Below are 20,344 nucleotides of genomic sequence, written 5' to 3'. Positions count from 1 at the left end.
GGTGGTGAGCGGGTCGATCAGCGGTGCGTCGGCACCGCGGGGGGTGCTACTTGCTGGCCGACGGGCCGATGCCCACCTCGGCCATGCGGGTGAGGATCTTCTTGGACTCGTCGAAGCCGATCACGACGATGCCGTCCGGGTTGAACTGCTTGACCTGGTCGACCTCGGCGTTGAAGGACTGCGCGTTCGGGTCGTAGATGACCGTCTGGATCTGGTCGTCCGGGATGCCGGCGGCGGTGAGGTTCTTGCGGATGTTGGCCGCGAGACCGGTGCCGTACGGGTCGTTCAGGGCGAGCATGGAGAGCCGCTGGACGCCGTCACCGGTGATCAGCTGGGCCTGCGCCTGCGCCTGCAGGGTGTCGGCCGGGGCGGTGCGGAAGTACTGCCCCTTGTCGGCGTAGCAGGTGAACTGGTCGGAGGTGTTGGCCGGGGAGAACATGACCGTGCCCGCGGTGGCGATCTTGTCGACGACCTTCAGCGAGACCGAGGACGAGGCCGCACCGACGATGACCTGGTCGCCCGCCGCGAGCTCGCGGTCGACGGTCTGGTTCGCGGTGTCGGTGGTGGTGTCACCGGAGTCGCCCTGGTCGAGCTGGACGGGCTGGTCGAGCACGCCGCCGGCGGAGTTGACGTCGTTGATCGCGAGCTGGACACCCGCGACCTCGGGGGGGCCGAGGAAGGCGAGGCTGCCGGTGTCGGGCAGCAGGGTGCCGACCTTGAGCGGGGTGGTGACCGGGGCGCCGGCGGTGGCCGTCTCCGGGGTGCAGTCCAGCGGGGTCGGGTTGTTCGGGTCACCCACGACGGTGAACGTCGGGTCCTCGGTCTGGTTCTGGTCGTTGAACTTCAGCACCCCGTACGAGCCGACGGTGGGCTCGCCGGCGGCGTTGAAGGCCAGCTGGCCGGTGACGCCGTCGTAGTCGAGGTCGGTCCCGGCCTTGGCCAGGGGCAGGCACTCCTGGAAGGAGGTGCACTTCTGCCCGCCCTCGGTGACGGAGTTGATGTTCGCCGCGATGGCGGTGCCCGCGGTGGACTTGGCCTGCACCGCGGCGAGCGCGGAGATGACGACCGCGTCGTAGGACTCACCGGAGTAGTTGAAGTCGACCAGGCTCGGGTTGACGCCCTTCAGGCGGTCCTGGAAGTCCTTGCCGGTGTCGGTGAGCGGGGTGGTGCCCTTCATGCCGGCGAGAAGGCCCGCGGGCAGGCCCTCGCCCAGCGCGTTGCCCATGTTGCCGTCGACGCCGTAGACGAACTTGCCGCTGGCCGCGGCGGCGGACGTGTCCGTCGAGCCACCGGACGAGCTGTCCGAGCTGCTGCAGCCGACGAGCGCGACGCTCAGCGCACCGACGACAGCTGCGGCCCTGAGCAGGGTGCGATCAGCCACCAAAGTCTCCTTGTGATTGCGGGTGCGGTGGGCGCACGGAAGCACGCCCACCACGGGTGTCGGGTGACCGTAGACCGATCTTGGTGCCCGGCACGAGACCCGTGCCCGCTCGTTGCGAGACTGTGACGCGCCGACCCACGGCCGTCACACGGGCTCAGCGGACGGTGTCCCCCGGCGCCGCCTCGAGGCTGTCGAGCACGGCCTGGGCGACGGCCCTCATCGTCGTGCGACGGTCCATCGCGGCCCGCTGGATCCACCGGAACGCCTGCGGCTCGCTGAGCGACTGCGACTCCATCAGCGCCCCCTTGGCCCGCTCCACCACCTTGCGGGTCTCGAGCCGCTCGGTGAGGTCGGCGACCTCGCCCTCCAGCGCGGCAACCTCGGCGAAGCGGCTCGCGGCCAGCTCGACGGCGGGCACCAGGTCGGCCTTGGAGAACGGCTTGACGAGGTAGGCCATGGCGCCGGCGTCCCGCGCGCGCTCGACGAGCTCGCGCTGGCTGAACGCGGTGAGGATGACGACCGGGGCGATGCGCTCCGCGGCGATCTCGGAGGCCGCGTCGATCCCGTCGCGACGGGGCATCTTGACGTCCATGATCACCATGTCGGGCCGCAGCTCCCGGGCCTGCTCGACCGCGTCCTGCCCGTCGACCGCCTGCCCGACGACGTCGTAGCCCTCCTCGCGGAGCATCTCGACGAGGTCGAGCCGGATCAGCGCCTCGTCCTCGGCGACGAGCACCCGCTTGGTCGGGCTGGTCGCGACGGCGTCCTGGGTCACCGGTGGGTCCTCCTGGTCTGGCGGGTGGCCGGACCCGCGGGTGGCGGGGGGCCGGGGACCAGACTAGCGGCGCGGACGCTCCGCGCGGGTGGGCCGGCCGCGCTGTCTAAGGTGGTCGCGGCCCGCCCCCGTAGCCCAACTGGCAGAGGCAACGGACTCAAAACCCGTCCAGCGTCGGTTCGAACCCGACCGGGGGCACCACACCACCGCGGCGCCCCGGAGCGGTCGTCAGAACGCCGAGCACAGGGCGAGCGCGACGACCCCGCCGGCGGCGGTGTCCTGCGCCACGACCGCGCCGTCGACGGTGATGCGGCAGCTCAGGTCCCCGCCGGTGCCCGTGGCGCTCAGCGTCGCGAGCAGGAAGCCCGGCCCGGCGGTGAAGCTGGAGGTGTAGGGCAGCGCGCCGACCGGGGTGGTGGTGATCTCCCCGGACGGCCCCGCCAGCACGAGCGAGACGCCCGTCGCGGTGCCGGTGACCTCGTAGGTGACCTGGGAGCCGGGTCCGGCGGTGGGCCCGGGCAGGGTGGGCAGGGTGGGCTCTGCGCCCCCCGTCGGCGCCGGGCGGGGCGCGGTGGAGCGGGGGGTGGTGGGAGGAGCGGTGGCGGCGCTGGTGACCGCGGGCGCGGCGGACGGGCCGGTGCCGCCGGTGCCCCGGACGACGAGGACGGCCCCGACGACGACCACGGGCACGACGAGCACCGCGGCGACGACGGCGGGCACCCAGCGCGGCGGGCCCCCCGGGGGCGGCGGCGCGGCACCCGGCGGTGCGGCGGCCACCCAGGCCGGACCGAGGTGGGCGGGGGCCGGGCGAACGGGCCCGCCGCCGTAGCCGGGCTGCCCCGGCAGCGCAGCCGTCGGCCCGTGGGGCCCATGGCCTCCCGGGGGCGGGCCCGGCGGCGGCCACGACCCCGGTCCCCAGGGCGGTGGTGGTGGTGGCGCGGTCACGGTGCCGCTGTGCCCTGCCCCGGCACCCGCAGCAGCCCTTCCTGGACGGTGGTGGCGAGCAGCGTGCCGTCCCGGGCGAAGAACCGGCCCAGCGCCAGCCCGCGCGAGCCGCCGGCGGCCGGGGACTCGCAGTCGTAGAGCACCCACTCCCCCGCGGGCGGGGTGCGGTGGAACCACATCGCGTGGTCCAGGCTCGCCCCCATCACCCGGTCGACGCCCCAGTACAACCCGTGGGCGGCGAGCACCGCGTCGAGCAGGGTGAGGTCCGAGGCCCAGGCCAGCACGCACACCCGCAGCACGGACGAGTCCGGCAGCACGCCGTCGGGCCGCATCCACACCTGGGTGCGGCCGAGCGGGCGGCTCGTGCCGTGCGCGGCCCAGGGCGGGTCGTCGACGTAGCGGACGTCCACGGGGCGGTTGAGCCGGGCGACCGCGGCCAGCGCGCTGAGGTGCTCGTGGCCGGCGAACCGCTCGGCCAGGCTGGGCAGCTCCTCGGGCGGGGCCACGTCCGGCATGGGTGCGGCGTGCTCGGGCCCGGCGCCGCCGCGGGCGAACGAGGCGGACAGGGTGAACACGACCTCGCCGCGCTGCACCGCGTCGACCCGGCGGGTGGTGAAACCGTGCCCGTCCCGCACCCGCTGCACGTGGAAGTCGATGGGCAGGCGCGGGTCCCCGCCCCGGATGAAGTAGGAGTGCAGCGAGTGCACGGCGCGGTCGTCGGGCACGGTGCGGGCCGCGGCCACGAGGGCCTGCGACGCCACTTGGCCGCCGAAGACGCGGGTGGGCGACGGCGTCGGGCTGACGCCGCGGAAGTGGTCGTCGTCGACCTGCTCGAGGTCGAGGATCGACACCAGCAGGTCCAGGGCGGGCTGGCCCACCAGGGGCTGCCTCACGGCCGCGACCGCGCCCGGGTCACCGGTGGTCGTCCTCGCCGAGGCGGTGGACGTGGATGAGGTTGGTCGAGCCGACGGTCTTGGGCGGCGACCCGGCCACGATGACGACGAGGTCGCCGCGGGCGTAGGTGCCGAGCTCGAGCATGGCCTGGTCGACCTGCTGCACCATCGCATCGGTGGAGTCGAAGCTCGGCACCAGGAACGTCTCGGTGCCCCACGTCATGGCCAGCTGGCTGCGCACCCCGGGCTCGGGGGTGAAGGCGAGCAGCGGGATGTCGGTGTGCAGCCGGGCGAGCCGGCGCACGGTGTCCCCGGACTGGGTGAAGGCGACGAGCGCGACGGCGTTGAGCCGCTCGCCGATGTCGCGGGCCGCGTAGGACAGCACGCCGCGCTTGGTCCGCGGCACGTGGTTCAGCGGGGGCACCACGGTGGACTCGTTCTCCACCGCCCGCACGATGCGGCCCATGGTGCGGACCGTCTCCATGGGGAACTTCCCCACCGACGTCTCGCCCGAGAGCATCACCGCGTCGGCGCCGTCGAGCACCGCGTTGGCGACGTCGGAGGCCTCGGCCCGGGTGGGCCGGGAGTTGGTGATCATCGACTCGAGCATCTGCGTGGCCACGATGACGGGCTTGGCGTTCTCCCGGGCGATCTGGATGGCCCGCTTCTGCACCAGCGGCACCTCCTCGAGCGGCAGCTCCACGCCGAGGTCGCCCCGCGCGACCATGACGGCGTCGAAGGCCAGCACGATGGCCTCGAGGTTGTCGACGGCCTCGGGCTTCTCGAGCTTGGCGATGACGGGCAGCCGCCGCGAGCCGACCCGGTCCATGACCGCGTGCACGAGCTCGACGTCGGCCGGCGAGCGGACGAACGACAGGGCGATGAAGTCGACGCCGAGGCGCAGCGCGAACTCCAGGTCGGCGGTGTCCTTCTCGCTCATCGCGGGCACCGAGACGTTCATCCCGGGCATCGACAGTCCCTTGTGGTCGCTGACCGGGCCGCCCTCGGTGACCCGGCAGACCACGTCGTCGCCCTCGACCGCGGTGACGGTGAGCCCGACCTTGCCGTCGTCGACGAGCAGCCGGTCGCCGACCACGGCGTCCTCGGCGAGCTTGTCGTACGTGGTGGACACCCGGTCGTGGGTGCCCTCGACGTCGGCGACGGTGACCCGCACCTCCTCGCCCGTGGCCCACGTGACGGGGCCGTCGGCGAACGTGCCGAGCCGGATCTTGGGGCCCTGCAGGTCCGCCAGGACCCCCACCGCGTGGCCCGAGGCGTCCGAGGCCTCGCGCACCCGTCGGTACATCCGCTCGTGGTCGGCGTGGGTGCCGTGGCTGAAGTTCAGGCGGGCGACGTCCATGCCGCAGTCGACGAGCTGGCGCACCTGCTCCGCCGAGCTGACGGCGGGACCCATGGTGCAGACGATCTTCGCGCGACGGTTCACGTCTGTGGAGCGTAGTCCTGCCCCGGCACCCCGTCGGGACCGATCAAGAGGCGCAGGTCACCCGCTGCCGCGCGGGTCACACCACGGCGAGCGGCAGGGCCGTGGGGTGCACCGGGGAGGGCAGGTCGGACTCCCCGGTGAGGTAGGTGTCCACGGCGTGGGCCACCGAGCGGCCCTCGGCGATGGCCCACACCACCAGCGACGCGCCGCGGTGGGCGTCGCCGCAGACGAAGACGCCCGGGGCCGCGGTCTGCCAGTCGGGTCCGCACCACAGCGAGCCCCGCGGGGTGCGCTCCAGGCCGAGACCGTCGAGCAGCGCCATCGGCTCCACGCCCTCGAAGCCGATGGCCAGCAGGGCCAGGTCGCAGGGCAGCTCCTCGGGCTCGCCGACGGGGGTGACCACGCGGCGGCCGTCCTCGCGGGTCACCTCGACCTCGCTGAGCACCATGGAGCGGACGTGGCCGGAGTCGTCGCCGCGGAACTCCTGCACGGCGACGGAGAACTGGCGCTGCCCGCCCTCGGCGTGGGCGGGGTAGCTGCGCAGCAGCACCGGCCACACCGGCCACGGGGACCGCTCGCGGTCCGGGGTCTCGGGGGCCTCGGGATACTGGTCGAGCTGCAGCACCGAGGCGGCACCCTGGCGGTGCGCCGTGCCGAGGCAGTCGGCCGCGGTGTCCCCGCCGCCGATGATGACGACGTGGCGCCCGGCGGCGTCGATCGTGGTGGGCCCGTCGCCCTCCCGCTCGTGGTTCGAGGGCACCAGGTGCTCCATGGCCAGGTGCACGCCCGTCAGGTCGCGGCCCGGCAGCTCCGGGTCGTCGCGGCCGGCGAGCGCGCCGACGGCCAGCACCACGGCCTCGTGCCGGGAGCGCAGCGCGTCGACGGTGAGGTCCACCCCGACCTCGACGCCGGTGACGAAGCGGGTGCCCTCGTCGCGCAGCTGGGCGAGCCGGCGGTCGAGGACGTGCTTCTCCAACTTGAACTCGGGGATGCCGTAGCGCAGCAGCCCGCCGAGCCGGTCGTCGCGCTCGTAGACGGTCACGTCGTGGCCGGCGCGGGTCAGCTGCTGGGCGGCGGCGAGGCCCGCGGGGCCGGACCCCACGACGGCGACGCTGCGGCCGGTGCGCACGGCGGGGGGCTGCGGGGTGACGGTCCCGGTGGCCCAGGCGGAGTCGGCGATGGCCTGCTCGACCCGCTTGATGGTGACGGGGCCGCCGGTGGCGTCGGAGATCGACAGCACGCAGGCCGCCTCGCACGGCGCGGGGCACAGCCGCCCGGTGAACTCCGGGAAGTTGTTCGTCGCGTGCAGCCGCTCGGTCGCCGCGTCCCACCGGTCGCGGCGCACGAGGTCGTTCCACTCCGGGATCAGGTTGCCCAGCGGGCAGCCGGCGCTGCCGCTGTGGCAGAACGGGATCCCGCAGTCCATGCAGCGGGTCGCCTGCTCGGCGGTCTCGCGGTGCAGCTGGTCGAGCGGGAGGTCGATGTAGACCTCCCGCCAGTCGCCGACGCGCTCGTCGACGGGCCGCTTGGCCGCCTCCGCGCGCTCGACCTCGAGGAATCCGAACGGGTCAGCCACGAGCCGCCTCCATGATCGCCTGCTCCACGTCGCGCCCGTCCGCCTCGGCCGAGCGGGTCGCCTCGAGCACCCGGGCGTAGTCGGTGGGCATGATCTTGGTGAACCGGGCCGCACCGGCGTCCCAGTCAGCCAGCAGCCGCCGCGCCACCGTGGAGCCGGTCCAGCGCTCGTGGTCGGACAGCGTGCGCGCCAGGAACTCCCGGTCGTCGTCGTCCAGCGGGTCGAGGCTGACCATGGCGGTGTTGACCAGGCCGGCGTCGAGGTCCAGGACGTAGGCGATGCCCCCGGACATGCCCGCCGCGACGTTGCGCCCGGTCGGGCCCAGCACCACCACGCGGCCTCCGGTCATGTACTCGCAGGCGTGGTCCCCCACGCCCTCGGCCACCGCGGTCGCCCCGGAGTTGCGCACGCAGAACCGCTCGCCGACCCGGCCGCGCAGGAACGCCTCGCCCGAGGTCGCCCCGTAGAGCAGCGTGTTGCCCGCGATGACCTGCTCCTCCGGGACGAACCCGGCCGCGGGGTCGGTGGTGACGACGACGCGCCCGCCGGAGAGGCCCTTGCCCACGTAGTCGTTCGCGTCCCCGGTGAGCCGCAGCGTGATCCCCGGCGGCAGGAACGCCCCCAGCGACTGGCCCGCGGACCCGGTCAGCTCGACGGTCACGGTCGAGTCGGGCAGGCCCTCGGCACCGAACCGCCGGGTGACCTCGGCCCCCAGCAGCGTCCCCACGGTGCGGTTGACGTTGCGCACCGGCAGCTCGAGGCGCACCTCGTGGGCGTCCTCCAGCGCGGCGTCGGCCAGCTGCAGCAGCGTCTGGTCCAGGGCCTCGTCGAGGCCGTGGTCCTGGCCGCGGGTGCGTCGCCGCGCCGCGTCCGGGTCGCTGCCGGTGGTGACGGCGAAGATCGGGCTCAGGTCCAGGCCCCGGCTCTTCCAGTGCGCCACCGCGCCGTCGGTGTCGAGCAGCTCGGCGTGCCCGACGGCCTCGTCGAGGCTGCGGAACCCGAGCTCGGCGAGCAGCTCGCGGACCTCGCCGGCGACGAAGCGGAAGAACTCCTCGACGAACTCCGGCTTGCCCGTGTACCGCTTGCGCAGCTCGGGGTTCTGCGTGGCCACGCCGACGGGGCAGGTGTCGAGGTGGCAGACGCGCATCATGATGCAGCCGGCCACGATGAGCGGGGCGGTGGAGAAGCCGTACTCCTCGGCGCCGAGCAGCGCGCCGACGACGACGTCGCGACCGGTGCGCAGCGCCCCGTCGACCTGCACGGTGATGCGGTCGCGCAGGCCGTTGAGCACCAGGGTCTGCTGGGTGTCGGCCAGGCCGATCTCCCACGGCGTGCCGGCGTGCTTGAGCGAGGTCAGCGGGCTGGCCCCGGTGCCGCCGTCGTGCCCGGAGACCAGGACCACGTCGGCGTGGGCCTTGCTCACCCCGGCCGCCACCGTGCCCACGCCGACGGCGCTGACGAGCTTGACGTTGATGCGGGCGTCGGCATTGGCGTTCTTCAGGTCGTGGATGAGCTGGGCGAGGTCCTCGATGGAGTAGATGTCGTGGTGCGGCGGCGGGCTGATCAGCGCCACCCCGGGCGTCGAGTGCCGCGTCTTGGCGATGGACGGGTACACCTTGTACGCGGGCAGCTGGCCGCCCTCGCCGGGCTTGGCCCCCTGCGCCATCTTGATCTGGATGTCGGTGGCGTTGACCAGGTAGTCGCTGGTCACCCCGAAGCGGCCGGAGGCGACCTGCTTGACGGCGGAGCGCCGCGTCAGGTCGTGCAGCCGCTCGGTGTCCTCGCCGCCCTCGCCGGAGTTGGAGCGCGCCCCCAGCCGGTTCATGGCCACGGCCATGGTCTCGTGGGCCTCGGCGGAGATGGAGCCGTAGCTCATGGCGCCGGTGTTGAACCGGGTGACGATGGCCTCGACGGGCTCGACCTCCTCCAGCGGCACCGGCGTGCGGTCCTCGGTCTTGAGCCGGAACAGCCCGCGCAGGGTGCCGCCCTCGGCCGCCAGCCGCTCCACCTCCGCGGTGTACTTGCGGTACACCTCGTGCTGCCCGGTCTTGGTGGCGTGCTGCAGCAGGAACACCGTCTCGGGGGTGAACAGGTGCAGCTCGCCCTCGCGGCGGAAGGCGTACTCGCCGCCGACCTCGAGGGTGCGGTGCACGCGGTCGGTGGGGTTCTCCGGGTAGGCGCGGCGGTGGCGCAGCCGCACCTCCTCGGCGAGGACGTCGAGGCCCACCCCGCCGAGCTGGCTGGTGGTGCCGGTGAAGTACTCGGCCACCACGTCGCGGTCCAGGCCCACGGCCTCGAAGATCTGCGCGGCGGTGTAGGACCCGACGGTGGAGATGCCCATCTTCGACATCACCTTGAGCACGCCCTTGCCCAGCGCCGTGAGGTAGTGCTGGACCGCGGTGGTCTTCTCCAGGCCGCGCAACTCGCGGCGCTCGACGAGGTCGGCGATGGTCTCGAACGCGAGGTAGGGGTTGACGGCCGCGGCCCCGAAGCTGATGAGCAGCGCGACGTGGTGGACCTCGCGGGCGTCGCCGGACTCGACGACGAGCGCGGTGCGGGTGCGCTCCCGGGTGCGCACCAGGTGGTGGTGCACCGCGGAGACGGCCAGCAGCGACGGGATGGGGGCCAGCCGGTGGTCGGAGTCGCGGTCGGAGATGACGAGGGTGCGCGCCCCGCCGGCGATGGCCTCCGACGCGGTCGCCCGCAGCTGGGCCAGCGCGTCGGCCAGGCCCTCGCCGCCGCGGCCGACCTCGAACAGGGCGGGCAGCACCACGGCGCGCAGGCCGGGCTGGTCGCCGTCGTCGTCGATGTGCACGATCTTCGACAGCGCCGCGTTGTCCAGCACGGGCCACGGCAGCACGATCTGCCGGACCGAGGCGGGCCCGGGGGCCAGCAGGTTCTGCTCCGGGCCCATCACGCGGGCCAGCGAGGTGACGATCTCCTCGCGGATGGAGTCCAGCGGGGGGTTGGTCACCTGGGCGAAGAGCTGGGTGAAGTAGTCGTAGAGCAGCCGCGGGCGCTGCGAGAGCACCGCGACCGGGGTGTCGGTGCCCATGGACCCGATCGGTTCCTGCGCCGAGGACGCCATCGGGGTGAGCAGCATCCCCAGCTCCTCGGAGGTGTAGCCGAACACCACCTGCCGGCGCACCACCGAGTCGTGGGTGGTGGTGACGCCGGGCCGGGCGGGCAGCTCGTCGAGGGAGAGCAGGCCGGCGTGCAGCCACTCCTCGTACGGGTGCTCGGCGGCGAGCGCGCCCTTGACCTCGTCGTCGCCCACGATCCGGCCCTCGGCGGTGTCGACGAGGAACATCCGGCCCGGGTTGAGCCGGCCCTTGGCGACGACCTGGTCGGCGGGCACGTCGAGCACGCCGGACTCGCTGGCCAGCACCACGCGGTCGTCCGCGGTCTGCCACCAGCGGCCCGGGCGCAGCCCGTTGCGGTCGAGCACCGCGCCGACGACGGTGCCGTCGGTGAAGGTGACGCACGCGGGGCCGTCCCAGGCCTCCATCACCGAGGCGTGGAAGCGGTAGAAGGCGCGCCGGGCGGGGTCCATGCCCGGGTTGTTCTCCCAGGCCTCCGGCACCATCATCAGCACCGCGTGCGGCAGGGAGCGGCCCCCGAGGTGGAGCAGCTCGAGCACCTCGTCGAACGAGGCGGAGTCCGACGCGTCGGCCGTGCAGATGGGGTAGAGCCGCTGCAGGTCGCCGGGGACGAGGTCGCTGTGCAGCAGCGCCTCCCGGGCGCGCATGCGGTTGCGGTTGCCGCGGATGGTGTTGATCTCGCCGTTGTGCGCGACGTAGCGGAACGGGTGCGCCAGCGGCCACGAGGGGAACGTGTTCGTCGAGAAGCGGGAGTGGACCAGGGCGATGGCGCTGGCGAAGCGCTCGTCGTGCAGGTCGGGGAAGTACGCCGGCAGCTGCGCGGTGGTGAGCATCCCCTTGTAGACCATCGTGCGCGAGGACAGCGACGGGAAGTAGACGGCCGTGCCCGCCCGGGTCGTCGCCTCGGTGGTGTGCTCGGCGCGCTTGCGCAGGCAGAAGGCGAGGCGGTCCAGGGCCACGCCCGACGGGGCCGCGGCGGGGTCGTCGCCCTCGGCGCGGTGCGCGGTGACGAACACCTGGTCCATGTGCGGCATGCAGGCCAGCGCGGTGGGGCCGATGCCGGCGCCGTCGGGGTCGGTGGGGACGTGGCGCCAGCCCAGGACGTCGAGCCCCTCCTCCGCGGCGATCTCCTCGACCCGGGCGCGGGCCGCGTCGCGCGTGGCGGGGTCGGTGGGCAGGAAGCACAGCCCGGCGGCGTAGCGGTGGCTGCCGTCGTCGGCCGGCTCGGGCAGCGGGAAGTCGACGCTCGCCCGCAGCAGCGCGTCGGGCAGCTGGACGAGGATGCCGGCGCCGTCGCCGCTGGTGGGCTCGGCGCCCGCGGCGCCCCGGTGCTCCAGGTTGGCCAGCGCGGTCAGGCCGTCGGAGACGATGCCGTGGGTGCTGCGGCCCTTGAGGTCGGCGACCATCGCGACGCCGCAGGAGTCGGCCTCGTTCGCCGGGTCGTAGAGACCCTGGGCCTGGGGGGTCGAGGAGAAGAGCACGCGTACCTCCACGTGGGTCCGTCGGGACGCCGGTGGCCCGTGGGGGTCGAGCAGGGGTTCTGGCTGCTGGGTCGAGCGGGTGGAGCAGCACGCACGGGCTGGTCACGGGCGTGCGCGGTGGAGGCAGACTAGCAGCGGGGCACGTCGGTGGGCCCCGGTGAGAAGTCTGGGGCCGGTGCCCCGACCCGGCCAGTCGGTGCGACGTCCGTCTCAGCCCCGGGGCGGGTCCTTCGACCCGACCGGGTCGCGCCGCGCGGCGGTCTCCCCCGGCTCCTGGGCCCCCGACTCGTCCCCGGGCTCGCGGTCCCCGGGCTCGTGGTCCCCCGGCTCGTCGTCCTCGGCAGCGGGCCCGCCGAGGGTCGCCGGGTCCTCCCGGCCGCGCGGGGCGCGCCACACGTAGAGCGCGGCGGCGAGGAAGACGACCGTGGCGGTGATGACGTTGATCCGCAGCCCCAGCACCATCGTCGCCGGGTCGGTCCGCATCAGCTCGATGCCGAAGCGGCCCACGCAGTAGCCCGCCACGTAGAGCGCGAAGGCGCGGCCGTGCCCGAGCCGGAAGCGCCGGTCCGCCCACACCACGACGGCCGCGACCACCAGGTTCCACAGCAGCTCGTAGAGGAACGTGGGGTGCACCACCGCCAGCGGCGCGGCCCCGTCGGGGACCACCCCGTTGAGGTCGTCGACCCGCCCGGCCGCGTCCAGCCGGGGGTAGATGGCCATGCCCCACGGCAGCGTGGTCGGGCCGCCGTAGAGCTCCTGGTTGAAGTAGTTGCCGAGCCGGCCGATGGCCTGCGCCACGACGATGCCGGGGGCGATCGCGTCGCCGAAGGCGGGCAGCGGGATGCCGCGGCGGCGACACGCGATCCACGCGCCGACCCCGCCGAGCAGCACCGCGCCCCAGATGCCCAGGCCGCCCTGCCAGATCTTCAGGGCGTCGACGGGGTGCCCGCCGGGGCCGAAGTAGGTCCGCCAGTCGGTGGCGACGTGGTAGAGCCGGCCGCCCACGAGGCCGAACGGGACGGCGAACACGGCGACGTCGGCGACCGCACCCGGGGCCCCGCCGCGCGCCACCCAACGCTTGTCGCCCCACCAGATGGCCACGACGATCCCGGCGATGATGCACAGGGCGTAGGCCCGCAGCGGGACCGGGCCGAGGTCCCACACGCCCTGCGGGGGCGCCGGGAACGAGGCCAGCACGGTCGTCGGGCCGCTCACGGGGCGACCGCCGCGGCCCGCACACCCTCGGCGAGCTCGCCGACCAGCGCCCCCACCGCCGCGGGGCCGTCGGCGGCCGCGGTGACCAGGGCGGAGCCGACGATGACCGCGTCGGCGTACCCGGCGACCTCGGCGGCCTGCTCGCGGGACCGGATGCCGAGGCCGACGCCGACGGGCACGTCGGAGTGGCGGCGGATGCGCTCGACGAGGGTGGGCGCGGCGCTGGAGACGGCGTCGCGGGCTCCGGTGACCCCCATCGTCGAGGCGGCGTAGACGAAGCCGCGGGAGACCTCGGCGGTGGAGTCCACCCGCTCCTCGCTGGAGGAGGGGGCGAGCAGGAAGATGCGGTCCAGGCCGTGGGTGTCGGAGGCGGCGAGCCAGCCCCCGGCCTCGTCGGGCACCAGGTCCGGGGTGATCAGGCCCAGCCCGCCCGCCGCGGCGAGGTCGCGGGCGAAGGCGTCGACCCCGTAGCGCAGCACCGGGTTCCAGTACGACATGACCACGGCCCGTCCGCCCGCGTCGGCGACGCGGCCGACCACGGTGAGCACGTCGCGCAGCCGGAAGCCCGCCCGCAGCGCGGTCTCCGCGGCGCCCTGCACGGTGGGCCCGTCCATCACCGGGTCGGAGTAGGGCACGCCGACCTCGACGAGGTCGACCCCCGCCTCGACCATCGCGACCATGAGCTCGGCGCTGGTGTCGACGTCGGGGTAGCCCGCGGGCAGGTAGCCCACCAGGGCCGCGCGGTCCTCGGCGCGGCACCGGGCGAACATCGGGGCCAGCCGCTCGCCGGAGCGGTCGCGCCCGCTCACAGCTGCTCCCCCGCGCCCGACCCCGGCCCGTCCTCCGGGTTGGGGGTGGGGTGGTCGAGGTGCTCCTCGTCGACGACCCCGAAGTAGCGGGCGGCGGTGTCGACGTCCTTGTCCCCGCGCCCGGAGAGGTTGACCAGGATCGTGGCGCCCGGCCCGAGCTCGCGGCCCAGGGCCAGCGCCCCGGCGATGCCGTGGGCGGACTCGATGGCCGGGATGATGCCCTCGGTGCGGCACAGCAGCCGGAAGGCGGCCATGGCCTCGGCGTCGGTGACGGCCACGTACTCCGCCCGCCCGAGGTCCTTGAGCAGGGAGTGCTCGGGGCCGACGCCCGGGTAGTCCAGGCCCGCGGAGATGGAGTACGACTCCGAGGTCTGCCCGTCGGCGTCCTGCAGCAGGTAGCTCATCGCGCCGTGCAGCGCGCCCGGGCTGCCCATGGTGAGCGTGGCGCCGTGCCGCGCGGTGTCGGTGCCGTCGCCGCCGGGCTCGCAGCCGACGAGCCGGACGTCGGTGTCGTCGAGGAAGGCGTGGAAGATGCCGATCGCGTTGGACCCGCCGCCGACGCAGGCGACGACCGCGTCGGGCAGGCCGCCGTGGTCGGCGAGCAGCTGGGCGCGCGCCTCGAGGCCGATGACGCGGTGGAAGTCGCGGACCATCACCGGGAACGGGTGCGGCCCGGCCACCGTGCCCAGGCAGTAGTGCGTCTCGTCGACGTGGCTGACCCAGTCGCGCAGCGCCTCGTTGATGGCGTCCTTGAGGGTCGCCGAGCCGGTCTCGACGGCGACGACCTCGGCCCCCAGCAGCCGCATCCGGGCCACGTTCAGCGCCTGGCGCTCGGTGTCGACCTTGCCCATGTAGACCACGCACTCCAGGCCCAGCAGCGCGCACGCGGTGGCGGTGGCGACGCCGTGCTGCCCGGCCCCGGTCTCGGCGATGACGCGGGTCTTGCCCATCCGCTTGGTCAGCAGCACCTGGCCGAGCACGTTGTTGATCTTGTGGGACCCGGTGTGGTTGAGGTCCTCCCGCTTGAGCAGCAGCCGTGCGCCGCCGGCGTGCTCGGCCAGCCTGCTCGCCTCGAACACCGGCGAGGGACGGCCGGTGTAGTCGCGCTGCAGCCGGTCGAGCTCGGCGAGGAACCCCGGGTCCACCCGGGCCTTCTCGTAGGCGACGGTCAGCTCCTCCAGGGCACCCACCAGCGCCTCGGGGACGAACCGGCCGCCGTAGTCGCCGAAGTGGCCGGTGTCGTCGGGCTCGTGGGTGCTGCGGTGCTGCAGGCCCTCGCTGGCCCGCGGCAGCGTGCTCGCGGTGGGGGTGTCGGTGGCGGTCACGCCCCCAGTGTCCCCCACGCGCCCCGAGCCGACCGCGGGCCCCGGTGGGTCAGCGCGCGGGCTTGGGGCAGGACGGGTGCGAGCCGGCGGTGACCAGGTCGGAGACGGCGGCGCGGGGGTCCCCGCTGGTGACCAGGCCCTCGCCGACGAGCACGGCGTCGGCCCCGGCGCGGGCGCAGGCGAGCAGGTCCGCGGTGCCCCGCACCCCGGACTCGGCCACGGTGACGACCTCCGACGGCAGCCCGGGGGCGATGCGGGAGAAGCTGGTGCGGTCGACCTCGAGGGTCTTGAGGTTGCGGGCGTTGACCCCGATGACCTTGGCCCCGGCCAGCAGGGCCCGGTCCGCCTCGGCCTCGGTGTGCACCTCGACCAGCGCGGTCATGCCGAGGGACTCGACACGGTCGAGCAGGGCGGCCAGCACGTTCTGCTCCAGCGCCGCCACGATGAGCAGCACGAGGTCGGCGCCGTGCGCCCGGGCCTCGTGCACCTGGTAGGGGCTGACGACGAAGTCCTTGCGCAGCACGGGCACGTCCACGGCCGCGCGCACGGCGTCGAGGTCGGCCAGCGAGCCGCCGAACCGGCGCTGCTCGGTGAGCACGCTGATGGCCCGCGCGCCCCCGGCCTCGTACTGCCGGGCGAGGTCGGCCGGGTCGCCGATCTCGGCCAGCGGGCCCTTCGACGGGCTCTTGCGCTTGACCTCGGCGATGACGGCGATGCCCGGCGTGCGCAGCGCGGCCATGGCGTCACGCGCGGGTGACGCGGCGGCGGCGGCGGCCTTGACGGCGGCCAGGTCGCGCACGGCCTCGCGCTCGGCCATGTCGGCGCGCACGCCCTCGATGATGGAGTCCAGAACGCTCATGGTGCCCCAGGTCCCCCCCGCCGGCCGTCGTCGGCGGCGCCTCGATCGGCGCCCCCTCGATCGCGGCCCAGCCTAGACCGCGGGTGACCTGGGTCTCGGTCGCCCCCCTCGTCCGGCGCAGCACCGTCACCGGGCGCGACCGGCTCGGGGTCCGCGGTCGGGTCCTCCCCCGCGTCGAGCGCGTCCCAGAGGACGCGCTCGGTGACGGCGGCCGCGGCGGCCGGGTCGCGGGGGCCCGCGTCCCCGCCGCCCACCTGCTCGCGCGCGCTCGCCCGGCGCGCGCCGGGGGTCTGGTAACGGGTGGAGAGACCCCCGCCGGTGCGCTCGACGCGCAGCAGCAGGACGGCGGCGAGCACCGCGACCGCGGCGGCGAGCAGCGCCAGCACCGGCCCGGCCGCCCCCGTGGAGGCCGTCACCGCGGCCGCGGCGGCGGGCGGGTCGAGCAGCGACGCCGCGACCGCGTCGTCCGGGCCCTGGGTGAGCAGCGAGACCGCGGGCAGGCAGGCGCCCACCCCGACCAGGGCCACCAGCACGGCGACCACCCGCCGGGCCCAGCCGCGCACCGCGAGCACCGCGGCCACGGCCGCCAGCAGCGCCAGCGCGAGCGGCACCGTGCCCGCCGCCCAGGTCGACCCGGCCAGGCCTGCGGTGCGGGTGCCGCGCAGGTCGTCGCTGGCGGTCGCCGTCACCCACGTCACCCGCGAGGAGGACCACAGCACGGCGGCCGCGACGACGAGCGCCAGGCAGGCGGCGCCGACCCGGCTCCTCACCGCGGGGCCCGCATGGTGCCCGCGGCGGCCACCGCGGCCAGCACGGCCAGGGCCTTGTTGCGGCTCTCGGTGTCCTCGGCCTCGGGGTCGGAGTCGGCCACCACGCCCCCGCCCGCCTGCACGTAGGCCGTGCCGTCCTTGACCACGGCGGTGCGGATGGCGATGGCGGTGTCGGCGTCGCCGGAGAAGTCCAGGTAGCCGACGATGCCGCCGTAGAGGCCGCGCCGGGTCGGCTCGTGGGCCTCGATGAGCTCCATCGCCCGCGGCTTGGGCGCGCCGGAGAGCGTGCCCGCCGGGAAGCAGGCGAGCACCGCGTCGAGGGCGTTGCGGCCGCGGGCCAGCCGGCCGACCACCGTCGAGACCAGGTGCATGACGTGGCTGTAGCGCTCCACGTGCCGGTACTGGGTGACCTTGACCGAGCCGGGCGCGCACACCCGGCCCAGGTCGTTGCGGCCGAGGTCGACGAGCATGAGGTGCTCGGCGTTCTCCTTCTCGTCGGCGCGCAGCTCCTTCTCCAGCAGCACGTCCTCCTCGACGTCGCGCCCGCGCCACCGGGTGCCGGCGATGGGGTGGGTCGTCGCCGCCCCGTCGACCACGGTGACGAGGGCCTCCGGGCTCGACCCGACCACGTCGAAGGCGGTGCCGCCCGCCCCGTCGGGCACCTTGAGCAGGTACATGTACGGGCTGGGGTTCGAGGCGCGCAGCACCCGGTACACGTCGAGCGGGTCCGCCTCGGTGGCCATCTCGAAGCGCTGGCTCAGCACCACCTGGAACGCCTCGCCCGCCTCGATCTCCCCGACCAGCGAGCGCACACCCGCGCAGTGCTCGGCGGAGGTGCGGGCCCGGTGGAACCGGGGCTCGGGGGTGTCGAACCGGGTGACGGTCGAGGCGGCGGGGGCCTCCAGCCGGGCGGCCATCGCGTCGAGCCGGGCGACGGCGTCGGCGTGGGCCTCGTCGACGCGGTCGTCGGAGCCGTCCCAGTTCACCGCGTTCGCGATGAGGGTGATGGTGCCCTCGTGGTGGTCGACGGCGGCCAGGTCGGTGGCCAGCAGCATCACCAGCTCGGGCAGCTGCAGGTCGTCGGTCGCGGTCTCGGGCAGCCGCTCCACCCGGCGGACCACGTCGTAGCCGAGGTAGCCGACCATCCCCCCGGTCAGCGGGGGCAGGCCCGGCAGCCGCTCGGAGCGCAGCAGCTCGCACGTCTCCCGCAGCACCGCCAGCGGGTCACCCCCCGTAGGGGCACCGGCGGGCACCGCGCCCTGCCACACCGCCTCGCCGTCGACCACGGTGAGCGCGGCCGCGCTGCCCGCGCCGACGAACGACCACCGCGACCAGGAGCGGCCGTTCTCCGCGGACTCGAGCAGGAACGTGCCGGGCCGGTCGCCTGCGAGCTTGCGGTAGGCCGAGACCGGGGTCTCGGCGTCGGCCAGCAGGCGGCGGGTCACGGGCACCACGCGGTGCTCGGCGGCGAGGGCGCGGAACTCCTCGAGCGCGGGGCTGGTCACTCCGAGCGGGGCGGGCATGGGGCCCAGTGTCCCAGCCCGCCGCCCACGTCCCGGCCTCAGGTGGCGCGGGCCGGGCCGCTGCCCGGGGGCAGCGGGAAGAAGCCGCTGGTCCGCTCGACGTACTCGGCGTAGCCCTCGCGGGAGCTCATGTGCTTCTCCATGAGCTCCTTGCCGGTGGTCTTCATCAGCAGCCGGCTCATCAGCGCCGGGCCGACGACGGTGAGCAACACCCACGGGCTGCCGAGCGCGACGAGGAACACGCCCCACCAGACGGCGAAGTCGCCGAAGTAGTTGGGGTGGCGGGTGAAGCGCCACAGCCCAGAGTCCATGACCGTGCCCTTGTTGGCGGGGTCGGCCTTGAACTGCTCGAGCTGGTGGTCGCCGACGGCCTCGAAGAACAGCCCGGTGCCCCACACCAGCAGGCCGAGCACCACGAGCGCGCCCGCGACGAACCCGCCCCCGGTGCTGGCCATGCCCACAGTCACGGGCAGCGAAACCACCAGCATGACCAGCGCCTGGGGCAGGTAGACCTTGCGGACCATGTGCCGCTCCGGGTCGCCGTCCGCCTCGGCCAGGATGTCGGCGTAGCGGGGGTCCTCCCCCTTGCCGCGGCTGCGCAGGAAGATGTGCCCACCCAGCCGCAGGCCCCAGGCGGCCACGAGCACCAGCAGCAGGACGCGCCGCCACGGCGCCCCGTCGGCGACGAGGGCGGAGACCAGAGCGACGAGCACGAACCCCGGACCCCAGACCACGTCGACCACGGCGTGCTTGCCCGCGGCGCGGGCCCAGAAGAAGGTGGCGGTGAACAGGACCACGACCGCGAGGGCGGCGGCCAGCAGGGTGAGCAGGATCGATCCGACGGAGGCCACGGCGGGAGTCTCGTCTACCGCGCGGTGACGGACCAGCCGTCACGGGTCAGCGGCAGCCCGGACGTGCCGTCGGCGGCCGGCTTCACCGCGAGGAACTGGTCGACGCCCATCCGGTTCTCCTCGAAGGCCAGCGCGCTGCCGACGATGTAGAGCCGCCACACCCGTGACTGCGCCTCGCCGATCATCTCGACGACCTCGTCGAAACGGGACTCGAAGGTGTCGAGCCACGCCCGGATGGTGTGCACGTAGTGCTCGCGCATCACGTGCACGTCGCGGATCTCGAACCCGGCGCGCTCGATGTTGTTCGCCGTGGTGCCCAGCGGGACCATCGTCATGTCGGGGGCGATGTAGCTCTCGATGAACGCGCCGCCGCCGGGCGCCCCGTCCCGCGACATCTGCTGCAGCAGCAGCCGTCCCTCCTGCTTGAGCAGGCGGAACAGGGTGCCGGTGTAGACGTCGTAGTTCTTCGCCCCGACGTGCTCGCCCATCTCGATGGTGCTGATCGCGTCGTAGGGGCCGTCGGCCACCTCGCGGTAGTCCTGCAGCCGCACGGTGACCTTCTCGCCCAGACCCCGCTCGGCAACCCGCTTCTCGATGAAGTCACGCTGCTCGCGGGAGATGGTGACGCCGGTGGCGTGCACGCCGTAGTGCTCGGCGGCGTGCAGGATCATCGAGCCCCAGCCGCAGCCCACGTCGAGCAGGCGCTGGCCGGGCTGCAGGCCCAGCTTCTGGCAGACCAGGTCGAGCTTGTCGGTCTGCGCCTCGTGCACGGTGTAGCCCGGGGTGCCGGGGGGCTGCGTCCAGTACCCGCAGGAGTAGGCGACGTGCTCGTCGAGCAGCAGCTCGTAGAACTCGTTGGACAGGTCGTAGTGGTGGCTGATGGCCTCGCGGTCGCGGTCCTTCGAGTGCAGCAGGCCCTTGAGCCGGGCCTCCTCGCCCGGGGCGGGCGGCTTGGGGCCCAGCGCGCCGAGGCGCAGCGCGGTGCCCGCGGCCTTGACCACGCGGCGTGCGCCGAGCTCGGGCTTCGCCAGCCCGCGCTCGCGCACCACGCCCCAGAAGTGCTGGATCGCGGCGGTCATGTCGCCCTCGATGTCGAGCTCCCCGGCCACGTAGGCCTGCGCGAAGCCCAGCTCGTCGGGCTGCCACAGCAGCCGGCGCAGCGCGCGCCGCGACCGGACGACGAGGACGGGGGCGTCGGCGGGGCCGGCCTCGGAGCCGTCCCAGCAGCGCAGGCGCAGCGGCAGGTCCGTCCCGGCGACCTCGTTGAGCAGGGCGGACAACCTCGGTGCGGCACCGGCCACGACGACTCCTCTGCGGGGTGGGGGTGACGGGTGAGCCGCGGCGGCGCCGCGCCCGTCGGGGGCAGTCTGCCGCGGGGGCAGGCTCTCCTGGGTGA

General features: G+C 74.5%; 14 protein-coding genes, 1 tRNA gene and 2 pseudogenes. 1 reads left to right on the top strand and 16 read right to left on the bottom strand.

Going from position 1 to position 20,344, the window contains the following annotated elements; translation table 11 throughout:
- Positions 1-58 precede the first annotated feature (58 nt).
- The 3 genes and pseudogenes from ACYVOF_RS09260 to ACYVOF_RS09250 all read right to left on the bottom strand — a co-directional run.
- A pseudogene (locus ACYVOF_RS09260) lies at positions 59-799 on the bottom strand (ABC transporter substrate-binding protein); the annotation flags it as partial.
- Positions 794-1,333: pseudogene (locus ACYVOF_RS09255) on the bottom strand (ABC transporter substrate-binding protein); the annotation flags it as partial. The pseudogenes ACYVOF_RS09255 and ACYVOF_RS09260, both read right to left, overlap by 6 nt.
- Positions 1,334-1,535: 202 nt before the next feature.
- Positions 1,536-2,156: an ANTAR domain-containing response regulator gene (locus tag ACYVOF_RS09250; protein ID WP_460865820.1), complete on the bottom strand. Its 621-nt coding sequence runs from the start codon at positions 2,154-2,156 to the stop codon at positions 1,536-1,538.
- A 124-nt stretch (positions 2,157-2,280) separates the two neighbouring features.
- Here ACYVOF_RS09250 and ACYVOF_RS09245 point away from each other — a divergent pair.
- Positions 2,281-2,357, top strand: a tRNA-Leu gene (locus tag ACYVOF_RS09245).
- A 27-nt stretch (positions 2,358-2,384) separates the two neighbouring features.
- On the opposite strand, the gene ACYVOF_RS09240 is transcribed toward ACYVOF_RS09245, so the two are convergent.
- From ACYVOF_RS09240 to ACYVOF_RS09180, 13 genes are all read right to left on the bottom strand, one after another.
- Positions 2,385-2,933: an MmpS family transport accessory protein gene (locus tag ACYVOF_RS09240; protein WP_460865818.1), complete on the bottom strand. Its 549-nt coding sequence runs from the start codon at positions 2,931-2,933 to the stop codon at positions 2,385-2,387.
- Between the two features lie 164 nt (positions 2,934-3,097).
- On the bottom strand, positions 3,098-3,994 hold the full coding sequence (locus tag ACYVOF_RS09235; protein ID WP_460865817.1) for an acyl-CoA thioesterase: 897 nt from the start codon (positions 3,992-3,994) through the stop codon (positions 3,098-3,100).
- Positions 3,995-4,013: 19 nt separating this feature from the next.
- Complete coding sequence (pyk, locus tag ACYVOF_RS09230; RefSeq protein ID WP_460865815.1) at positions 4,014-5,438, bottom strand: pyruvate kinase; 1,425 nt, start codon at positions 5,436-5,438, stop codon at positions 4,014-4,016.
- Between the two features lie 76 nt (positions 5,439-5,514).
- Entirely contained in the window at positions 5,515-7,014 is a 1,500-nt protein-coding gene (locus tag ACYVOF_RS09225; RefSeq protein ID WP_460865814.1) for a glutamate synthase subunit beta, read from the bottom strand.
- Positions 7,007-11,596, bottom strand: coding sequence for a glutamate synthase large subunit (gene gltB, locus ACYVOF_RS09220; RefSeq protein ID WP_460865812.1), 4,590 nt, complete (start codon positions 11,594-11,596; stop codon positions 7,007-7,009). Before gltB ends, ACYVOF_RS09225 begins: the two co-directional genes overlap by 8 nt.
- 210 nt (positions 11,597-11,806) lie before the next feature.
- Positions 11,807-12,811, bottom strand: coding sequence for a prolipoprotein diacylglyceryl transferase (gene lgt / locus ACYVOF_RS09215; RefSeq protein ID WP_460865811.1), 1,005 nt, complete (start codon positions 12,809-12,811; stop codon positions 11,807-11,809).
- Entirely contained in the window at positions 12,808-13,581 is a 774-nt protein-coding gene (gene trpA / locus ACYVOF_RS09210; RefSeq protein WP_460865874.1) for a tryptophan synthase subunit alpha, read from the bottom strand. Before trpA ends, lgt begins: the two co-directional genes overlap by 4 nt.
- Before the next feature lie 35 nt (positions 13,582-13,616).
- Positions 13,617-14,912, bottom strand: coding sequence for a tryptophan synthase subunit beta (gene trpB / locus ACYVOF_RS09205; RefSeq protein ID WP_460865873.1), 1,296 nt, complete (start codon positions 14,910-14,912; stop codon positions 13,617-13,619).
- Between the two features lie 82 nt (positions 14,913-14,994).
- Positions 14,995-15,804, bottom strand: coding sequence for an indole-3-glycerol phosphate synthase TrpC (gene trpC, locus ACYVOF_RS09200; RefSeq protein ID WP_460865810.1), 810 nt, complete (start codon positions 15,802-15,804; stop codon positions 14,995-14,997).
- Positions 15,801-16,574: a TIGR02234 family membrane protein gene (locus ACYVOF_RS09195; RefSeq protein ID WP_460865808.1), complete on the bottom strand. Its 774-nt coding sequence runs from the start codon at positions 16,572-16,574 to the stop codon at positions 15,801-15,803. Before ACYVOF_RS09195 ends, trpC begins: the two co-directional genes overlap by 4 nt.
- Positions 16,571-18,097, bottom strand: coding sequence for an anthranilate synthase component I (locus ACYVOF_RS09190; protein ID WP_460865806.1), 1,527 nt, complete (start codon positions 18,095-18,097; stop codon positions 16,571-16,573). The genes ACYVOF_RS09195 and ACYVOF_RS09190 overlap by 4 nt, the downstream gene beginning before the upstream one ends.
- Positions 18,098-18,135: 38 nt before the next feature.
- Positions 18,136-18,948 carry a DUF1295 domain-containing protein gene (locus tag ACYVOF_RS09185; RefSeq protein ID WP_460865804.1) on the bottom strand — a complete coding sequence of 271 codons (813 nt, stop codon included), beginning with the start codon at positions 18,946-18,948 and terminating at the stop codon, positions 18,136-18,138.
- A gap of 14 nt (positions 18,949-18,962) precedes the next feature.
- Entirely contained in the window at positions 18,963-20,249 is a 1,287-nt protein-coding gene (locus ACYVOF_RS09180) for a class I SAM-dependent methyltransferase (protein WP_460865802.1), read from the bottom strand.
- Positions 20,250-20,344 lie beyond the last annotated feature (95 nt).

It is taken from the genome of Rhodococcus aerolatus, from assembly GCF_054783215.1.
The sequence above is the reverse complement of the archived record's forward strand: the minus strand, read 5'-3'. Positions and strand labels throughout refer to the sequence as shown.

What these genes read in the sequence shown, in the direction of transcription:
- trpA (WP_460865874.1), bottom strand. Translation starts at nt 13,581, where the DNA reads ATGTTCGCCCGGTGCCGCGCCGAGGACCGCGCGGCCCTGGTGGGCTAC.
- trpC (WP_460865810.1), bottom strand. Translation starts at nt 15,804, where the DNA reads ATGAGCGTTCTGGACTCCATCATCGAGGGCGTGCGCGCCGACATGGCC.
- ACYVOF_RS09190 (WP_460865806.1), bottom strand. Translation starts at nt 18,097, where the DNA reads ATGCCCGCCCCGCTCGGAGTGACCAGCCCCGCGCTCGAGGAGTTCCGC.